The organism is Nostoc sp. PA-18-2419 (assembly GCF_005869855.1).
In the GTDB taxonomy this organism is placed as follows: Bacteria; Cyanobacteriota; Cyanobacteriia; order Cyanobacteriales; family Nostocaceae; genus Nostoc.
Window position 1 is genome coordinate 1 of sequence record NZ_SZNH01000062.1, and the last position, 19552, is coordinate 19552.

13 protein-coding genes and 4 pseudogenes are annotated in these 19552 nt (G+C 37.6%); 12 read left to right on the forward strand and 5 right to left on the reverse strand.

Going from position 1 to position 19552, the window contains the following annotated elements; translation table 11 throughout:
- Positions 1–282 (reverse strand): transposase (locus FCR06_RS30460; protein WP_138506475.1); only part of this gene is annotated, 282 nt, incomplete at its 3' end.
- 50 nt (positions 283–332) lie between these two features.
- Positions 333–575 carry a hypothetical protein gene (locus FCR06_RS35000; RefSeq protein ID WP_138506477.1) on the reverse strand — a complete coding sequence of 81 codons (243 nt, stop codon included), beginning with the start codon at positions 573–575 and terminating at the stop codon, positions 333–335.
- Between the two features lie 31 nt (positions 576–606).
- On the opposite strand from FCR06_RS35000, the pseudogene FCR06_RS34015 reads away from it, so the two are divergent.
- From FCR06_RS34015 to FCR06_RS30500, 8 genes and pseudogenes are all read left to right on the forward strand, one after another.
- Positions 607–938: pseudogene (locus tag FCR06_RS34015) on the forward strand (IS4 family transposase); the annotation flags it as partial.
- A 168-nt stretch (positions 939–1106) separates the two neighbouring features.
- Positions 1107–2465 carry an AAA-like domain-containing protein gene (locus FCR06_RS30470; protein ID WP_138506480.1) on the forward strand — a complete coding sequence of 453 codons (1359 nt, stop codon included), beginning with the start codon at positions 1107–1109 and terminating at the stop codon, positions 2463–2465.
- A 258-nt stretch (positions 2466–2723) separates the two neighbouring features.
- Positions 2724–3098: pseudogene (locus FCR06_RS30475) on the forward strand (transposase); the annotation flags it as partial.
- A gap of 187 nt (positions 3099–3285) precedes the next feature.
- The gene (locus tag FCR06_RS35005; RefSeq protein WP_189523637.1) at positions 3286–3507 is read left to right on the forward strand and encodes an AAA-like domain-containing protein; all 222 of its coding nucleotides are present in this window, start codon (positions 3286–3288) and stop codon (positions 3505–3507) included.
- 56 nt (positions 3508–3563) lie between these two features.
- On the forward strand, positions 3564–4514 hold the full coding sequence (locus FCR06_RS30485; protein ID WP_138506482.1) for a hypothetical protein: 951 nt from the start codon (positions 3564–3566) through the stop codon (positions 4512–4514).
- A 130-nt stretch (positions 4515–4644) separates the two neighbouring features.
- Positions 4645–6924 (forward strand): TOMM precursor leader peptide-binding protein, encoded by a 2280-nt coding sequence (locus tag FCR06_RS30490; RefSeq protein WP_138506484.1) that lies wholly within the window; start codon positions 4645–4647, stop codon positions 6922–6924.
- Between the two features lie 115 nt (positions 6925–7039).
- Positions 7040–8152 carry an amidohydrolase family protein gene (locus FCR06_RS30495; protein ID WP_138506485.1) on the forward strand — a complete coding sequence of 371 codons (1113 nt, stop codon included), beginning with the start codon at positions 7040–7042 and terminating at the stop codon, positions 8150–8152.
- Positions 8153–8222: 70 nt separating this feature from the next.
- Entirely contained in the window at positions 8223–9695 is a 1473-nt protein-coding gene (locus FCR06_RS30500; protein ID WP_138506487.1) for an aldehyde dehydrogenase family protein, read from the forward strand.
- A 53-nt stretch (positions 9696–9748) separates the two neighbouring features.
- Here FCR06_RS30500 and FCR06_RS30505 read toward each other — a convergent pair whose 3' ends face one another.
- Complete coding sequence (locus FCR06_RS30505; protein WP_189523638.1) at positions 9749–10081, reverse strand: hypothetical protein; 333 nt, start codon at positions 10079–10081, stop codon at positions 9749–9751.
- A gap of 79 nt (positions 10082–10160) precedes the next feature.
- A pseudogene (locus FCR06_RS35010) lies at positions 10161–10275 on the reverse strand (IS4 family transposase); the annotation flags it as partial.
- A gap of 316 nt (positions 10276–10591) precedes the next feature.
- On the opposite strand from FCR06_RS35010, the gene FCR06_RS30515 reads away from it, so the two are divergent.
- The 3 genes from FCR06_RS30515 to FCR06_RS30525 all read left to right on the forward strand — a co-directional run bounded on the left by FCR06_RS30515 (position 10592) and on the right by FCR06_RS30525 (position 18936).
- The gene (locus FCR06_RS30515; RefSeq protein ID WP_138506489.1) at positions 10592–16063 is read left to right on the forward strand and encodes an ATP-binding sensor histidine kinase; all 5472 of its coding nucleotides are present in this window, start codon (positions 10592–10594) and stop codon (positions 16061–16063) included.
- A 296-nt stretch (positions 16064–16359) separates the two neighbouring features.
- Positions 16360–16719 (forward strand): response regulator, encoded by a 360-nt coding sequence (locus FCR06_RS30520; protein WP_223280363.1) that lies wholly within the window; start codon positions 16360–16362, stop codon positions 16717–16719.
- Positions 16720–16743: 24 nt separating this feature from the next.
- Positions 16744–18936, forward strand: coding sequence for an AAA-like domain-containing protein (locus FCR06_RS30525; protein ID WP_138506493.1), 2193 nt, complete (start codon positions 16744–16746; stop codon positions 18934–18936).
- Between the two features lie 85 nt (positions 18937–19021).
- On the opposite strand, the pseudogene FCR06_RS35015 reads toward FCR06_RS30525, so the two are convergent.
- Positions 19022–19153: pseudogene (locus FCR06_RS35015) on the reverse strand (hypothetical protein); the annotation flags it as partial.
- A gap of 70 nt (positions 19154–19223) precedes the next feature.
- Here FCR06_RS35015 and FCR06_RS30530 point away from each other — a divergent pair.
- Positions 19224–19552 (forward strand): IS1 family transposase (locus FCR06_RS30530; protein WP_138506495.1); only part of this gene is annotated, 329 nt, incomplete at its 3' end.

Here is a 19552-nt window from a genome sequence, read left to right on the forward strand (position 1 = left end):
ACACCACAATTCAACGAAAAAACCAGCATCCCGCCATTCTTGGAAATACCGATGTACTGCACTTGGGCTGCCAAACTTCTCCTTAGGCAATGCCTTCCATTGAATCCCTGTCCGGAGAACATAAACAATGGCGGCAAAGATTTGCCGCTTATCCAAGGATTTTCGCCCACCGCCATAAGCCCGCTTGTATTCCTTATCTTCCTGTCGTTGCTTGTGCGGTATCAACGGTTCTACAATCGCCCAAAACGCATCGCTTACTTCCCATGATTGCGTCAAACTCATCTTTCTACTCCTTCTTAACAGGGGCTTGATCCGAGTTTTAACATGGATTTTTATTTATGGATAGGCTCTAAGTCTCCCAAACTCCCTAAAGTGCTAACACTTAGCTGGGCCGTTGAAGCTGTTGCTCCAGAAAGGTGGCTACCTAGAACATCGAAGCAAAACACCAACTGGTATCTAGGTACTGTGGCGAGGTTGGTTAAAATTACATGACCTCTGTGAGGGTTGGCAGCTTGCAAAACAGACTTAATGGGACATGAGTTCGACGGCGATCGCGGAAGCAAAAAGCTTGTCATCAATGGAATATAGCGTTTCCTAGTCTAGTTTCGTTTTCAAATCGAGTTTAACTTTCGTGATGCGAAGCAGTTTTGGGGGTTAGAAGATTTTATGAATATGAGCAAAACTGCTGTGACTAATACAGCTAATCTAGTATTCTTTATGGTCAACTTATCTTATTACCTTCTGTATAATTTATGTCAACACAATCCCGACTCTAGGATTATTGATCTTAGAGCTTACTATCGGGTTTTCAATATGTTCGTGAAATATTAAAAATGCTTGGCTATTACGCCTAAGCCTATTTTATTAACCCAGATTTTGCCCAACTCACTGCTAATGGTCGTATTCATCCCCTTTCTACAGGCGTTGAACCCTCGTAAATTGGCAACGGTATTGTTATATAATTAACTAATAATACATAAGACTTTCAAACCAATCTTTAAAAAAATTGTTTGTGTCTATAAATCTCTACTCCGTTTTATGCCAAAAAACGGTATTTTGATTATGGACAGGTCAATTTATAGGCACAAAATGAGCTTTGAGCCTCTATGAACCTTGATTCTCTGATTGAGATAGTTAACCGCAAGTTGGTGGAGAGCCAAAATCGTCCACTCAATTCCACAGAAGTTCTCATTCTTCGCGGCATCTGGGAATATCAGACCTATAACAAAATTGCTGAAGAAGGTGGCTACAGTGCTGGATACTTGACAAATGTAGTAGCCCCAGAGTTGTGTAAACGGCTCTCTGATTTGATTGGTCAGCGTGTGACTAAAAAAAACTGTCGTATGCTGATGGAGTCTTATGCTGCTTCCCAAACAGCGCCATTAATGAAAACACAAAGACAGCAGGTCAAAGGACTATCCTCAGACTCTAGTCAAGAGTGTTCACCTCGCTATCCCAGTGGTGCAGTTCCGCCTGATTCTCCCATCTACCTGGAACGCTATTTTATTGAGGAGCAGGTTTATGCAGAAATTAGAAAGCCAGGAGCATTGGTGCGGATTAAAGCTCCCAAAGAAATGGGTAAAACCTCACTACTGCTGAGGACTCTAGACTATGCGGAATGTCAGGGCTACCGTACTGTTAGCTTAAATCTGGAACAAACCGACCAAGCAATATTGAGTAACCTGAATCGTTTTTTGCGTTGGCTATGTGCCAACGTCACTAGTCAGCTTCAGTTAGAGCCGAAACTAGATGATTACTGGGATGATGATATTGGTAGCAAAGTTAGCTGTGGTTTGTATATCAAAAATTATTTACTAGAGCAGATTGATTCTCCTTTGGTCTTGGCATTGGATGAGGTCAACCAGATTTTTGAGTATCCCCAAGTCGCTAAGGATTTTTTACCCCTGCTGCGTTCTTGGTATGAAGATGCCAGAAGATTACCTATCTGGCAAAAGCTGCGCCTAATCATAGTTCACTCAACTGAAATTTATGTTCCTCTCCAACTTCAGCAGTCTCCTTTCAATGTCGGCTTACCAATTAAATTAACCAGCTTCAGTTTAGAACAGGTGCAACAGTTGGCCCAGCAATATGGAATTAACTGGACTGATGGGGATGAAGCTAGACAACTTATGGATCTGGTTGAGGGACATCCCGCATTAGTGAACATAGCACTCTACCATCTCAATCGTGGGGAGGTAACTCTCCCACAATTACTAGAAAGTGCTCCTACTTCCACTGGGCCTTATGTTCACCACTTGCAACGTCATTGGGCAACCTTGCAAGAGCAGACTGAATTAGCGATCGCTCTTGCTACTGTAATGAATTCCACCGAACCAATGCTATTGGAACCTATTGTTGCTTATAAGTTAAGCAGTATGGGGCTGATCGAGTTAAATAATAACCAAGCCACACTTAGTTGTCAGTTATATCGACAGTATTTTCAGCCAAAGCTTCTCACTGAATAAAAAAATATTGGCTCAAAGCTGGGGTTACAGATAATTACTGCTAGGTTTTAGTATTAGTTTTTAATCATATTTAAATAATAGATATTATGGAAATGAAAACATATTTTTCTCATACAAAAACTCATATATTTAATATAAAAATCTTGTAAAATTTATAGAACTTATAATTATTAAAAAATATGTATTTTTTAATATTCTACATTGGAATAAAATATTAAATAGATATTATTAATTGTAGTTAAGCGAATTTAGATTAGTTTAGATTTGACCTACGAGCAAATCATCGACTACTACAAGCTACGTTTTCAGATCGAGTTCAACTTCCGTGATGCCAAGCAATTTTGGGGGTTAGAAGATTTCATGACCAAGAGCCAAACGGCAGTGACTAACGCGGCAAATCTCTCTTTTTTTATGGTCAATTTGTCCCATCACCTTCTGGCTAATTTCCGTCAACACAACCCCGCAGGCAGCATTATTGATCTAAAAGCATACTGCCGAGGTTTTCTATATGTTCACAAAATGATAAAAATGCTTCCTCAAAAACCTAGACCTATTTTATTGGCCAAGATTTTTCATAAGCTCATAGGTTTAGGTCGTATTCACTCTGTTCAAGCCCATTCCCAAGCCTCATAAATTGGCGAAGGTATTGTTGCTTTACAAGTAATTCGGGCTAATCATTAGTGGGCTGATTTTTGGAAACAGCTAGCTTTTTGAAGCATAAATAAATTTTTCAAGATAATCTCAGACTCACTAATTGGGTCAACAGCTAAAACATCAGTAAAACTGTTTATTGTTTGGGAGATGGACATGAGCGCATCTGTTGGAAACTACCCCTACAGCAGCCGGAATTTATAATCATCACTTGCAGCGCCATTGGGTAATACTGCAAGAGCAACCAGAATTAGCTAGTGCCCTTAATAACAGCATAAGTGCCGCTGATCCTGTATACTTAGCTCTTATACCAGCTTACAAATTAAATAGCATAGGACTGATTAAGATACATGACAATAAAGCGACCCCTAGTTGTCAATTGTATCGGTGATATTTTGAGAGTCAAAAGCTTTTTGTCTAATGATAGTGATTCCCTAGTAGGAGATTATGATGAGTAATAATTCACCGAATGCGTTAAATTATCTTGAAACTCATAAGAGGCTCTCTCAGCGCATTGCAATAGCCCAGTTACGTGGCGAAAATCTTCGGTCTGATGAAGAAATCACACAATTCCTGATCAATGAGAGGATTGTAAGCGAGGAGGAGGCTAAATTCTTTAATTTTGTTGCAATTTTAGAAACAAATCCAAATAAACCGTCAAAAGTTATAGATCTAAAAGACTTTACATTTAACATTTTTGGTGTTTCTAACCAACACCTTGCGGATCTTCTTTATCTTGGTAATCTTGCTCCTAATGATAAGATTCCTTCTTCTTTGACTAAGTTTATTTATGGAATAATAAATTTCATTAGTTCCGACTCTAATCAACCTCCTTGGTCTCTGGTTGAAACGGAATCGGACACGATCTTAACTCCTACTAAGGGAGAAATAGAGAAACAACTAGCCCCACTAGCCACAAAGGTAAAAGAAAATGGGTCTCCCTTTAATGTTCTCCAGCCTTCTAAGAAACTATCTCAACTTATTGCCAAGTCCTGGCTACGTGACGGTGATAGTGAGGCTAAAGATGTATTTACTGAGGGCGATCCACATAAAGTGAAGTCTTTTCTCAAGGATCGTGGTCTCCTCTCTGAGCTTGATGCTGAATACGCCACATTTAAGATAGACAGATGTGAGCTTACACCTGAACCGAATTCTACAGGAGTAGTATATATTGGTGAACTAACTATTGCAAAAGTTACGTCTTTTGCAAAAGAAGATGCAGGTGAATTTACTAATTATAATATAACAATCCCATACCCTACAGAACTTCCTGCTGAGTTAACAAATAATCCTGAGATTCTAGAAGAGTGGGTCAATAGTCCAGATGGTGAACAACCCTACACTCCAGTTGGAATTAGTCCAGTTCAAATTAGCCGTTGGATACCTTTAACTTGTTAAGATATGGCTAGATAAATTCTTAGTTTTAGCTTAATTCTAGTGAATTAAACTGTGGTTTTGCTCAATAATCTCTAATTAGAAACAGTACTGTTTCGGTAAATTTAGCGGCAACCCATTCGATTTAGATAGTATGTACAATAAGCCGCGATTGGAGCAGCGTTTTCGCTCACTTGATGTTGAAACCTTAGAGAAAGACAAAGTTCTTCTGCTGTTGTCTGAGAGAGGTTCGTTTCTACTCAGAGGTCACCTCTATCAACGGCTCATTGCTCTGGTTGATGGTCAAAATACAGTGGACGAAATTGTGAATCAGCTTTGGCTGTCAGAGAAGTTTCCTCTAACGGAGATTTACTATACTCTGATGGAGATGGAACGGAATGGCTACCTTGCCGAAGGTACTGTTTCCTTGCCATCCAACTTCACCATCTTCTGCGAACATTTAGGGATTGATTCCCATATCGCTTATGATCGGCTGCAAACAACTAAAGTAGGGATTAGGTCATTTTGCTCAAATCTGCCCACGTCCGAACTCAAAACCGCTCTTGAATCTCTCCATCTTCAAATCGAAGAGGAAGGCGCGATTGAGATCATTCTGACCGATGACTATCTCAAAGATGGCTTGGCACGCTTTAACCAGAAAGCCTTAACCCTTTCACGACCCTGGATGCTAGTCAAGCCTGTTGGAACTATTCTCTGGATAGGTCCTATCTTTGTTCCAGGGAAAACTGGTTGCTGGCAATGCCTCGCTCAACGCTTGCAAGATAACCGACCTGTGGAACAGTTTATTGCGAAACATCAACATAGCAGAACTACTCCTTTAATTTCCCCCCTCGGCGGTCTTCCCACTACCGGCCAAATAGCCTTAAGTATGGCAGCTACCGAACTCTTTAAGTGGATTGTTCAAGGAGAGAATGCCCACATCGAAGGAAGAATCGTTACTTACGATACCCTTTCTTTAAAAACACAATCCCATATCCTGGTCAAGCGTCCTCAGTGTTCAAGTTGTGGGGCGATCGCTAATGGCTTGAACCGTGAACCTGATCCTCTAATCTTAGGACACTGCCAGAAGACATTTACAGCCGATGGAGGGCATCGTTCCATATCTCCCGAAGAAACCCTGCGGAAATATCAACACCATATTAGTCCTTTGACGGGCGTTGTCCGAGAACTAAGGAAGAGCCAGCAAGACCCGCAGGGTTTAATTCATACGTATGTAGCAAGTCATCATTTCGCCACAATCTTTGATGACCTCAATGCATTACAGCAAAACATTAGCGGCAGAAGTGCGGGGAAAGGGAGAACAGAATCGCAAGCGAAGGCAAGTGGATTTTGTGAAGCGATTGAGCGATATTCCCACGTGTTTCAAGGCGATGAAATCAGGCAAACAGTAAGTTACCAAAAAATCGCAGATCGAGCCATTCACCCCAATGCCTGCATGAAATTCAGCCAGGAGCAATATGAACATCGCCATCAATGGAATCAAGAGTGTTATAGCTGGTTTCAGCGCGTTCCAGAACCTTTTGATGAAGATCAAGAAATTGAGTGGACACCTGTTTGGTCATTAACTAATCAGCAATTTAAGTTTTTACCAACAGCTTACTGCTACTTCAACTATCCTAATCTCCCAGATCCTTATTGTTGGGCCGATCTCAATGGTAGTGCGGCTGGCAACACATTAGAAGAAGCCATTCTGCAAGGATTCATGGAATTAGTCGAGCGAGACTGTGTTGCTTTATGGTGGTATAATCGCCTCAAGAAAGCGCAGGTAGATTTGGACAGCTTCGCCGATTCCTATTTCCAAACCTTAAAAAACTACTATCAGACCTTGCAGCGCGAACTTTGGGTTTTAGATATCACTAGCGATCTAAATATTCCTGCCTTTGTTGCTATCAGCCGAAGAAGCGATCAAAAAGTAGAAGATATTATCCTTGGGTTTGGTGCCCATTTTGATGCCAAGATTGCCATTAGTAGAGCATTGACTGAAATGAACCAGAGTCTTCCTTACGTTTTATTTGCTAAGTCGGATGGTAGCACTCAGTATCCTTCCTCCTCAGATTCCCTTCCTATTCAATGGTGGAAAATGGCAACGTTGGAAAATCAATCTTATCTGGTTCCTGATAAAAGTATCACCACCAAAGTTTGTGCTAATTATTTGCAATTTCAACGTGATGATCTGCTAGAAGATGTAATGACCTGCCAGCAAATCGTTAAAACTAACGGTATGGAAATGCTGGTGTTGGATCAGACTCGTCCCGATATCGGTTTGAAAGTAGTCAAGGTAATAATTCCAGGAATGCGTCACTGGTGGAAACGGCTAGGTTCGGGGCGACTGTATGAGGTTCCCATAAAAATGGGCTGGTTGAAAGAGCCATTCCTGGAACATCAACTAAATCCTTTTCCAATGTGGATGTAATGGCAGGTTATCACTTAATATAAAAGACTTTAATTAGGTCAGAAAAAACAAGGAAATAGTTATATGAAGCTAAAAGGGTTGAGAAATTCAAAAAATTACCGGAGTTAATTGCTCTATGTACAAAAAATATAATATTATTGATTCAGACACCCATGTGTTTGAACCTTTAAATATATGGGAAAAGTATTTGGAACCTGGCTATAAGGATTTTGCCCCGTCACCCGATAGGAAAATTCAGGGTGAGGATATTTACGGTCAAGTTTCCGTTGAAGCAGCTAACCGATGGGCTCAACAAATTCTTCAGGCTCACCCACAGGCTAGGCTCAATGGTTTTAGCAATAAGCTGCATGTCTTAACAATGGAACAGATGGGAGCAGATGTATCATTCATCTATCCCACTGTTGGGCTATTCATTCTGGCAATGGATACCATGAAGCCTTCTTTAGCCGGAGCTTTTACTCGTGCTTACAACAATTGGTTATATCAAGAATTTTGCAGCTATGCCCCAGATATACTCAAGGGAGTGGGTCTAGTCAATCTTCATGCTCCGGAAGAAATGGTTCCAGAACTGCATCGCATTATACAGCTTGGCTGTCAAGCAGTGTGTTTACGCCCTAACCCCGTCAAAGGGCGGATATTGAGCGATCCTGCCTACGAGCCATTTTGGATAGCGTGTGAAGAATTAGGAATAGCAGTGGGAATACATGAAGGAACTCATAGCCGTCTACCAACAACTGGATCTGATCGCTTTCACACTCGGTTTGCCCTACGGGCTTGCTCTCATCCAATGGAGCAGATGATGGCTTTGCTCTCCTTGATTGAAGGCGGGGTTTTGGAGCGTCATCCCAAACTTCGGGTCGGATTTCTAGAATCAGGCTGTAGTTGGCTTCTGTATTGGCTGTGGCGACTAGATGAAGAGTACGAGTGCCACTACTGGGAAGTTAAAGATAACGTCAAGATGCCGCCTTCAGACTATTTCCGTCGCCAATGTTTTATTGGACTTGAGCTAGGAGAACCTTACCTGGAGCAGGTCATTGAGTATATTGGTTCGGATAAATTGCTCTTTGGTTCTGACTATCCCCACGTCCATTGGGGAAGACAAGAAGAAAAGCTAAAAGAAAAGCCAGATGTTTTAGACATCAAGCAGGCACTTCTGGAACAGCTACCCAAAGAAATAGTACAAAAAATCCTCTGGGATAATGCCGCTCGTTTTTATAGACTGGAATAAAAAAGTCTAAGGCTAAAGAGCCAAAAAAGTAAAAGTTAAGATTAGCCTAATAAAAATCAAGGAAACTATTATGGTAATTGCTATAGGAGCGAAGCAACAGGTTAAGATCGGACCAACCCAATTATTGATTAATAATGAATGGGTAGAGGGTGTTTCTGAAAAACGATTTGAAACCATTAATCCGGCAACAGGGGAAGTAATCTGTGATGTAGCAGAAGCACAGGCTTCCGACGTTGATCGGGCAGTAGAGGCAGCTTGCAAAGCCTTTACTACCGGAGATTGGACACAAATGTCTGCCACTCGCCGAGGCGAATTGCTCTACAAACTAGCTGATCTGATTGAGCAAAATAAAGAAGAACTGGCGCGGTTGGAAACATTAGATAATGGCAAGCCTCTAAATGAATCACTGAACGTAGATCTGCCCCTAGTTATCTCTATATATCGCTATTATGCTGGCTGGGCAGATAAGATTCAAGGTAAGACAATTCCTATTAATGGTCCTTACTTTTGCTACACGCGACATGAGCCAGTAGGGGTAGTTGGTCAGATTATTCCCTGGAACTTCCCGCTCGTACTACAGGCGTGTAAGATGGCACCAGCCTTAGCCACTGGCAACACCCTTATCCTCAAACCTGCTGAACAGACTCCATTATCTGCACTACGAATAGGAGAGCTAATTCTCGAAGCTGGTTTCCCTCCCGGTGTGGTTAATATCCTCCCTGGTTATGGACCAACAACAGGTGGGGCTATTGCTCGGCATATGAATATTGACAAAGTTACTTTTACGGGATCAGTTGAAGTAGGACGGCTGATTTTAGAAGCGGCAGCTCATAGTAATCTCAAGCGTGTTACGTATCACCTTAGTGGTAAGAGCCCCAACATTATCTTTGCGGATGCAGATATTGAGCAGGCAATTGAGGGAGCTCATCTTGCGCTCTTCTTCAATCAGGGGCAAGTTTGTACGGCAGGATCGCGCGTCTTTGTAGAAGAAAAGTGTTACGACGAGTTTGTAGAGAAAAGTGTTGAAAGGGCCAAACGACGTATAGTTGGCGATCCGTTCGATCTCAAGACTGAGCAGGGACCACAGATAGACAAGATACAATTTGACAACGTGATGCGCTACATCGAGTTAGGAGTTCGTGAGGGGGCTAAACTGTTGTGTGGTGGCAATCAAAGAGGCGATCGCGGTTACTTTATTGAGCCAACCGTCTTTGCCGATGTCCAGAATCATATGAAAATTGCCCAGGAAGAGATATTTGGTCCGGTAATGAGTATTCTCAAGTTTCGGGACATTAATGAGGTGATTGAGCAAGCCAATAGCACACCTTATGGTCTCGCAGCAGGAGTTTGGACTAAGGATATCACCAAGGCTCACACGATTGCCAATAATGTCCGAGCAGGCACCGTCTGGATGAATTGCTACGGTGTCCTCGATGCTGCGGCCCCTGCTGGAGGGTTTCGGCAGTCCGGAATGGGTCGTGAACTCGGCGAGTATGGCTTACAGCAATACACCGAAGTTAAAACGGTGACAATGAAATTGTAGAAATGTAAGATATAGTGCCGAGTGGCACTAAGAAAAGCGGAAACACTTGTGGTTTAAGCAGTTTGCAATTGTTGGCGTAATTCATGCCGGGGTTTCATCATTAAGGGGTAAGCTTTCGGGCGGCGTTTACGGACTCGTGCTTCACTTCTTGCAGGGCGCTCGGGAACTACTTTGTGAACAATAACTTTCAGTAAAGTCTGATAAATTCGGAGACTTTTTGTTGAAGTTGCTGCTAACAATTGGAAAATAAAGTTGTTTAAATGATATCGAGTACCTTGTAATGACAAGCGATTTGGAGGAGTACCATAAGTAGTTCCAGCCGACCACATTAAACAACGAAGTAGATTGTAAGCCAGCAAATAAATATAAATTTCTTTGCGTACCATAGACGGAGTTTTACACTGCAAAACATCCATGCACAAAATAGTTTTGATCGTAATTTTAGTTCAACATCCCAGCATAAGCATAGGATAGCCAGCATTCAAAGAAGAAACGACTGTTCAATACTAAAATAATCGTTTTTTCACAGGCTTTTCTGAATATCTTTGACAATTTTGGGAAATGAATTTATAATTACAATCAAACTAATATATTTTAAGTCTTAGCCCCAAAATATCATATCTTGGGTTATTTTTATTGGATTTTTCTTAACATTCAACACTTCTGCCTCAGTATATAATTAAGTTGATTAGTAGTTAAAGCACTTGACTTTTCATTGGAAGTCCTCAAGCCCCAAAAAAGTGTGGCTTTTTCCACAAGTAAATTCTCAATAACTTCCTTGTTAATGAAAATAGCTAACGGAGAAATCAGGATTTGGGAAATCATCAAAATGACCTTTTTCACATATTGTGAAAAGTCAGTTTAAAGCACCGCTTCAAAAATAATAAATATAAATTATGAATGCCATTGTTGGCTGCCAAATTATAGCCAAAATCTATGAAAGCTCTAACTCTTTAGTTTATAGAGCTATACGTAGTCAGAATGGTCAGCCTGTAATTTTGAAGATTCTTAAAGAAGATTATCCTATTCCGTCAGAACTCATTAGGTATAAACAAGAATATGAAATTACCCATTCTCTAAATTTGGATGCGGCAATCAAAGCTTATGAGTTACACAGATATAAAAATAGTTTAGTCATGCTTTTAGAGGATTTTGGTGGTGATTCTCTAAAAATATTAATGCTAAAACAACAGTTTACATTAACTGAGTTTTTGGCACTTGCCATCAAGATTACGAAAAGCTTGAGTGCTATTCATACTGCCAATATTATTCATAAAGATATTAATCTATCGAATATCGTTTTTAATCCAAAAACCGGACAACTGAAAATTATTGACTTTGGCATTTCTAGCATCTTATCAACAGAGAACCCGATAATTCGCAATCCGGAACACTTAGAAGGAACCCTAGCTTATATTTCACCAGAACAAACTGGCAGAATGAATCGGGTGATAGATTACCGAACTGACTTTTATTCTTTAGGAGTAACTTTTTATGAGTTACTTACTCAGCAATTACCTTTTCCAACAACTGAACCTATGGAGTTGGTACATTGCCATATAGCTCAATTACCTGTACCACCCCATATTTTAGTAGGAGAAGAACGCTGTCCTAAAATTGTTTCAAGTATCGTCATGAAATTAATGGCGAAAACTTCAGAAGAGAGGTATCAAAGTAGTTGGGGACTGATAGCAGATTTAACAACTTGTCTCACACGATTACAGAATTTAGGACAGATTTCAGATTTAAGTTTAAGAAGCCAAGATATTTCAAATAAGTTTAAAGTTTCTCAAAAACTCTACGGTCGAGAAATTGAAATAGACCAGCTATTAACAAGTTTTGAGGTAGTTAGCAAAGGCTATACAAAAATGATTGTTGTAGGTGGTTATTCTGGTAGCGGTAAGTCAGCTTTAGTAAATGAAATTCATAAACCAATTGTCCAGAAACAAGGGTATTTTATCTCTGGTAAATTAGACCAATTTAAGCGAAATATTCCCTACACTTGTTTTATACAAGCATTTCAAGAATTGATTCGGCAGTTGCTCACAGAAAGCCAAACACAATTGTACACATGGAAACAAAAATTATTAGCAGCACTTGGAACTAATGGTCAAGTCATTATTGATGTTATTCCAGAAGTAGAATTAATTATTGGAAAACAACCTTCAGTACTACACTTAAGTCCAACCGAATCCCGAAATCGATTCAACTTAGTTTTGCAAAAATTCCTTAGTGTTTTTACAAAAAAAGAACATCCTTTAGTTATTTTTTTAGATGATTTACAGTGGTCAGATTCAGCTTCATTAAAGTTAATTGAATTATTTATGAGTAATATCGATAGCCAACACTTGTTGATGATTGGAGCATATCGAGATAATGAAGTTAGTCCCACTCATTTTTTGATGCAAACTTTGGATAAAATTCAAAATTCTGGTGTTAATATAAGTAAAATTATTGTCCAACCATTGAACTTAGGAAATGTTGGAGAATTAATTGTCGATACATTTGGCTGCTCAGTAACAGAGTCCAAATCTTTAGCGGAACTAGTATTTAATAAAACTAATGGTAATCCTTTCTTTTTGAATCAGCTACTTCAAGCTTTATATACACAAAAACTTTTATTATTTAATTTTAGTACTCGTCGTTGGCAATGGAATATTGCAGAGATTAAAAAAGTAGAGATAACTGATAACGTAGTTGATTTGATGGTTAGTAAAATTGAGAGATTAGATAGAAATGTCCAAGAAGCTTTAAAGTTAGCTGCTTGTATCGGAAATCAATTTGATTTAGATGTACTTTCTGTAGTCAGTAAAAAATCTCTTGTTGATATAGCTATTGAACTTTTACCAGCTATTCAAGAAGGCTTAATTATACCTCTGAGTGAGGCGTATAAAATTCCAATTCTTTGGCGAGAACAAGGGAGCGATCGCTCAAAAACATCTTCTGCGATTATGCCTGATTTTCCATCTTCTATATCCTACAAATTTTTGCACGACCGAGTTCAGCAAGCTGCTTATAGTTTAATCCCAAATGAGCAAAAGCAAGAAGTTCATTTTAAAGTAGGTCAACTTATATTAGAGAATACTACACAAGATAAATTAGAAGAAAATATATTTAATATTGTTAATCATCTAAATACTAGTTTATATTTAATTACTCTTCAAATAGAAAAAGATAAGCTAGCTCATCTAAATTTAATTGCTGCTAGAAAAGCTAAAAATGCAGCTGCTTACGAAACAGCTATTAAATATATAGAGATTGGCTTAAAATTGTTGTCAGTAAATAGTTGGGATAATCGATATGAATTGACACTTGCTCTTTATGTAGAAGCTGTAGAATTACAATATATGAATACTCAGTTTGAAGAAGCTGAATATTTATCTAATATTATATTTAAAAGAGCCAAATCTATTCTTGATAAAGTAAGAACTTATGAGCTAAAAATTCAATCACATATTGCTACAATTGAAATGCAATCAGCTATAGACATTGCACATCAGGTTTTAGCACAACTAGGAATTCATCTACCTCAAATCCCAGATAGTAATCATATTAGTCAAGAACAAAAAGCTATAAAATTATTGTTGCAAAATAGGCAAATTGAGGATTTGTCTGATTTACCAATAATGACAGATTTATACAAACTTGCAGCTGTAAGAATTTTAATGATTGTTACTACTGCGGCAATTATTAGTAATCCTCTTTTATTTTCTCTAGTAACATTAACTGCGATCAATCTTTGTATTAAGTATGGCAATCCACCTCAAGCTACTAGTGTTTATACTTTTTATGCGAAGTTATTGTGTGGAATGATGCAAGATATTGATACTGGATATCGATTTGGTCAATTAGCTTTAAACTTATTAGAAAAATTTGATATTAAAGAAGCTAAACCTCTTGTTTTCCATTATACTAGTGGTTTTGTTCGACATTGGAAAGAACCAATTCGTCAGGGTAACATAATTGAAACATTGCAGGAAGCTATTAACATAGGACTTGATACAGGGCATATAGAGTATACTTCTTATGCAGCTTCAGCTTATTGCTTATTTTTAATGTTTAGTGGGTATAATCTTGAAGAATTAAATTATAAATATCAAGAATATATTGATTTAAATATCAAGTTGAAACAACAATATACAATTTTTTATATGAAAAACTGTAGAATTATTGTTTTAAATTTAATAAATGACTTGCAAAATGAAAATTTTGCAGTGATTGGAAATTCTTTAGCAGAAGAGCAAAAAATGCTAAAAGAATGGACTCAAAATAAAGCAGTATGGCTATTGTTTAGTGCTTATTTAATAAAAACAATTTTATATTATTTATTTCATAAATATGACCAAGCTGTTATTTATGCTATTCAAGCAAAAAATAATTCAGATAGTTCTGCCTCCTATATAGTTGCAATACAACATAATTTTTATTATTCGCTTGCTTTACTTGCTTGTTGCTTTGATGGAGAAAAAGTTTTTCGAGATGAATTTTTAGAAAAAGTATCATTAAATCAGGAGAGAATGAAGATATGGGCCGATTGTTGTCCAGAAAATTGTCAACATAAATATGAGTTGATAGAAGCAGAGAAAGCACGAGTATTAGGACAGAAGTGGAAAGCCCAAGAATTTTATGAAAAAGCTATTCAAGGAGCTAAAAAGCAGGGATTTATTCATGAAGAAGCTCTAGCTTATGAACGTGCGGCAGAATTCTATCTCTCTCTTGCCAAAGAGGAGATAGGACAGTTATACATGAAAAATGCACACCATTGTTATGCTTACTGGGGAGCAACAGCTAAAGTTAAAGATTTAGAATCCAAATACTCACATTTTTTTGTGGAAGTAACAAAACGAACGGGTGCTGAAACTATCAATACTACTTCCTTTACTACTAACAGTAATACAAAAGTGTTAGATTTAACAACAGTTATTAAAGCATCCCAAACTTTAACTAATGAAATTATTCTCAGCAAGCTGCTCAAAAAATTGATGAATATCATCATTGAAAATGCAGGCGCTCAAAAAGGTTTATTGATTCTTGATAAAAATGGTAGTTTAGTCATTGAGGCTGAAGGCGTAGTTGATGCCCAAGAAGTTACTACACTACAATCAGTTCCAGTGGATTCTGTTAATCGTGATAGCCAAAGACATCTTTTATCAATTTCTATCATCAACTATGTATTTAACACACATAAAAATGTAGTTTTAGATGAGGCAGTTGATCAAGGAGAATTTACTCACGATCCATATATTATTGCCACTCAAGCTAAATCAATTCTTTGTACTCCCTTACTCTATCAAGGTAAATTGAGTGGCATTGTTTATTTAGAGAATAATTTAACAGCTGGTGCATTTACTCCAGAGCGTGTCGAAGTTTTAAAAATTCTTTCAGCTCAAGCTGCCATTTCCATAGAGAATTCCCGTCTTTACGAGCAGTTAGAGGATTATAACCGGACTTTAGAACAAAAAGTAAAGGTAAGAACTCAGGAATTACAGGAGAAAAATGAAGAGCTGGCAAGTATTCTGCAAACGCTGAAAGCTACACAAGCTCAGATTATTGCTCAAGAGAAATTAGCTTCGCTGGGAGCTTTAGCAGCTGGTATTGCTCACGAAATCAAAAATCCTTTAAATTTCGTAAATAATTTTGCTGAACTATCCATAGAATTGGCTCAGGAGTTAGGAGAACAAATTGAAAATCAAAAAGACTCTTTAGACTCCCAGAGCAAAGAATATATAGAAGAAATTTTAAACGATCTCAAACAAAATGCTCAAAAAATCTATGAGCATGGTAAAAGGTCAGATAATATTGTTAGTGCAATGCTCATGCACTCGCGCGGGCAAAGTGGTGAGCGCCAACAAGTAGAAATTAACACTTTGGTGGCAGAAGCTATCGACCTAGCGTATCACGGAATGCGTGCCAAGGATACTGCTTTTAAGATAATTATAGAAACAGACTATGATCGCCGCCTTGGTCAAATAAATGTCGTACCACAGAATATTAGTCGCGCTTTGATAAATATAATTAATAATAGTTGTTATGCAGCATATCAAAAGAAAATGCGTTTTCAAGAAAACACAGAGTTTATCGCTGAGGAATTTTTACCTACGCTCTGTGTCAGTACAAAAGATTTAGGCGAGCAAGTAGAAATCTGCGTTCATGATAACGGTGAAGGTATTCCGCCACAGCTAATAAATAAAATTTTTAACCCTTTTTTTACTACTAAGCCTACTGGTGAAGGCACAGGCTTAGGACTATCCATAACTTATGATATTATTGTCCAGCAGCATCAAGGAAAAATAAAAGTCAATAGCGAAGTAAATATTTATACTGAATTTATTATCAACTTGCCTAAGGCTACTGGTGAGAAGAGATAGCCTGAAAACTGCTTGGGTAATTGTAAGGGACTTCCAATTGATGTTCAAGCGATCATTGATAAACCACAAAACCCATTAAACTTACTTTTATATTCTGGATAAAATACATATTTATGCATTTATATTTTAAAAAGAAAAATTATATGGCTGTGTAACATTAGTTTGATTAATATTAGCCTCATTTTTGCATAACATTCTCTAGTTTTAACGTTAATATTCTATAGGTGTTGTATTTTAATAGCTTTCTGACAAATCACATTTTATTCAATTTGTCAAGAAAAAAGTAAATGAAGATAATGGTTGTAGATGACGAACAAGATGTCCAATTCTTGTTTCAACAAAAATTTAGGAGAGAACTTAAAGAAAATCAAATTAAATTGTATTTTGCTTTTTCAGCAGAGGAAGCACTGGAATCTCTACAAAACAAACTAACTAATTGCCTAAATCTAATTGTTACGGATATTAATATGCGTGGGATGAATGGTTTAGAAATGCTCAAACTGATTAAAGAAAATTATCCAGCGTTGAAAGTATTTATCATTACTGCTTATGATGATGAAGATAATTATTTAACTGCGAAACAGTATGGTGCTGATGGATATATTACTAAGCCAATTGAATTTAATCAACTCAAGCAAAAAATACTTAATTTATAAATACGTTTAATCAACTAAAAAACTATGCCAGCTAAAATACTGGTTGTGGATGATGAGTCTGACTTAGAACTCTTGCTCCGCCAGAAATTTAGAAAAGAAATTCGAGAAAAGCAATTTAATTTGTTTTTTGCACGTAACGGAATTGAGGCGTTAGACAAACTACAAGCAGAGCCAGATATAGATATAGTATTAACTGATATTTTTATGCCTCAAATGGATGGGTTAGCTTTAATAACTAAACTTAATGAGTTATATCCCATGATTAAGGCAGTAATTATTTCCGCTTATAGTGATATTGATAATATCAGATATGCAATGAATCAAGGTGCTTTTGACTTTTTAACTAAACCAATTAACTTTCAAGATTTAGAAATTACCACTTACAAAACTCTGCAACATGTGCAGAAAATGAAAGGCATTAAGGAACAGGAAGTTTTAGCACGAAAAGCTCAAGCAGAGCTATTAAGTTGTCTACAAAAAGAAGTTACGGTACGCCAACAGACAGAAGAAGCATTACGTGCCAGCGAAGCCAAGCTAGCTCAATTTTTAGAAGCTGTCCCAGTAGGCATTTTTGTGGTTGATGGCAGTGGTCAACCTTTCTATGCCAATCAAACCGCTCAACAAATACTTGGTAAAGGAATTATACCAGAAACTACAGCCTCAAAATTGAGTGAGATTTATCAAGTTTATATGTCAGAGAGTAAACAGTTATATCCCACAGAACAGCAGCCGATTATGCAAGCATTGAACGGTAAGAGTATTACTGTCGATGATATGGAAATTCACCAAGCTGATAATATTATTTCTTTAGAGGTGTCAGCTACGCCAATTTTTGATGAGAAGGGAAAAATTATCTATGCTATAGCTGCTTTTCAAGATATTACACAACGTAAACGGTCACAAGCAGAACGGACGCAGTTAATTTGGGAGTTAGGAATAAAAAATCTGGCTTTACAAAATGCAAAAGAAGAATTAGCAAAATCAAACCAAAATTTAGAACAAAAAGTTAGTGAACGCACTCAAGAGTTATCACAAACCTTAGTAATTCTTAAAGCTACACAAGCAGAACTGATATTTGAAAATACTCTACTCAGAAGTGCGGAACAATCTTCAACTTTTGATTATCAAGTTGGGGGAAGCTTACCTATGGATGCACCCACTTATGTAGTGCGTTCCGCAGACCGTTACCTCTATAAAGCATTAAAAGGTGGAGAGTTTTGTTATGTCTTAAACGCTCGACAAATGGGTAAATCAAGCTTGATGGTACAGATGATACACTATCTTCAACAAGAAGGATTTAGCTGTGCAGCAGTTGACATTACTCGTTTAGGTAGTGAAAACGTTACTTCTACTCAATGGTATAAAGGATTAATGGTGGAATTGTGGCAGAATTTTGATTTGCTAGGTAAGGTTAATTTTAAAAGTTGGTGGGATGAGCAAAAAGATTTATCACTTATCCAATGTTTAGCTCGATTTATTGAAGATATATTACTTAAGCAAGTTGACAACGAAAATATTTTTATTTTTATTGATGAAATTGATAGTATTTTAGCGTTAAGTTTTCCTACTAATGATTTTTTTGCATTGATTCGTTTTTGTTATAATCAACGCACTCTTAACCCAGAATATCGACGTTTAACATTTGCTTTTTTTGGTGTAGCAACACCCTCAGATTTAATTACTGATTATCAAAGAACGCCATTTAATATTGGTAAAGTAATTCAATTAAATGGTTTTCAATTACATGAAGCTCAACCTTTGCTGCAAGGATTAACACCAAAAGTTAGGAATCCACAAGTAGTGCTAAAAGAAGTATTAGCTTGGACAAATGGGCAACCTTTTTTAACTCAAAAGCTTTGTAAAATTATCCGTAGTTGTAAATCGAAAATACCCACAAACTCTGAAGCAGTTTGGATGGAGAATTTGGTGCGATCGCATATTATTGACAATTGGGAGTCTCAAGATGAGCCTGAGCATTTGCGAACAATCCGCGATCGCATCCTCAAAAATACTCTCTACCCTGTTGGGTTATTAGAACTATATCAGCAAATTCTCCATTATGGGCAGGTGGGTGTTGTTGATAGTCCAGAAGAGAGGGAGTTGCTGTTGTCGGGATTAGTGGTTAAGCAACAGGGTGCGTTGAAAGTTCATAATCGAATTTATGAATTGATATTTGATAGTAGTTGGGTTGAGGGTTGTATGGTGAAAACTGGTTAAGTAGTGTTGCTGTGCTTACTGAGTGTTAGTATATGTTGTTACATAATTTTTCATCAGGATCTTTAATCTTTTGATCTTTTTCTCTTTAATTCAGATTATTGAGATAATTTTGCATCCAATTACAAGTATCCTCCATAAGCAGATCTAGATCCCAATCCCATAAAATCACAGTTCCGTCCTTACTAGCAGAGGCGAGTTTTTTGCCATCTGGGCTGAATACTACACCAACCTATCCCACTAATAAAATCGGTGTTGCATAATAGAGGGATGAATTGAGGTCATCTACTGTGCAATGTCCATACTGTGAGTCTACGGAAATTAGAAAGAATGGAAAACGGAGAGGTAAACAAAATCACATCTGTAATAACTGCGAGCGCCAATTTATTGATGTGTACGATCCGCCAAAAGGATACTCAGAGAAACTTAAACAAGAATGTTTAAAAATGTATCTTAATGGTATCGGTTTTCGTGGGATTGAACAGGTTAAAGGTGTACATCATACTACTATAATTTCTTGGGTAAAACAAATAGGAGAAAAGCTGCCAGACGTACCAGAAGAAGATGCTATACCAGAAGTTGGAGAACTAGATGAATTAGAGACATTTATAGGTTCAAA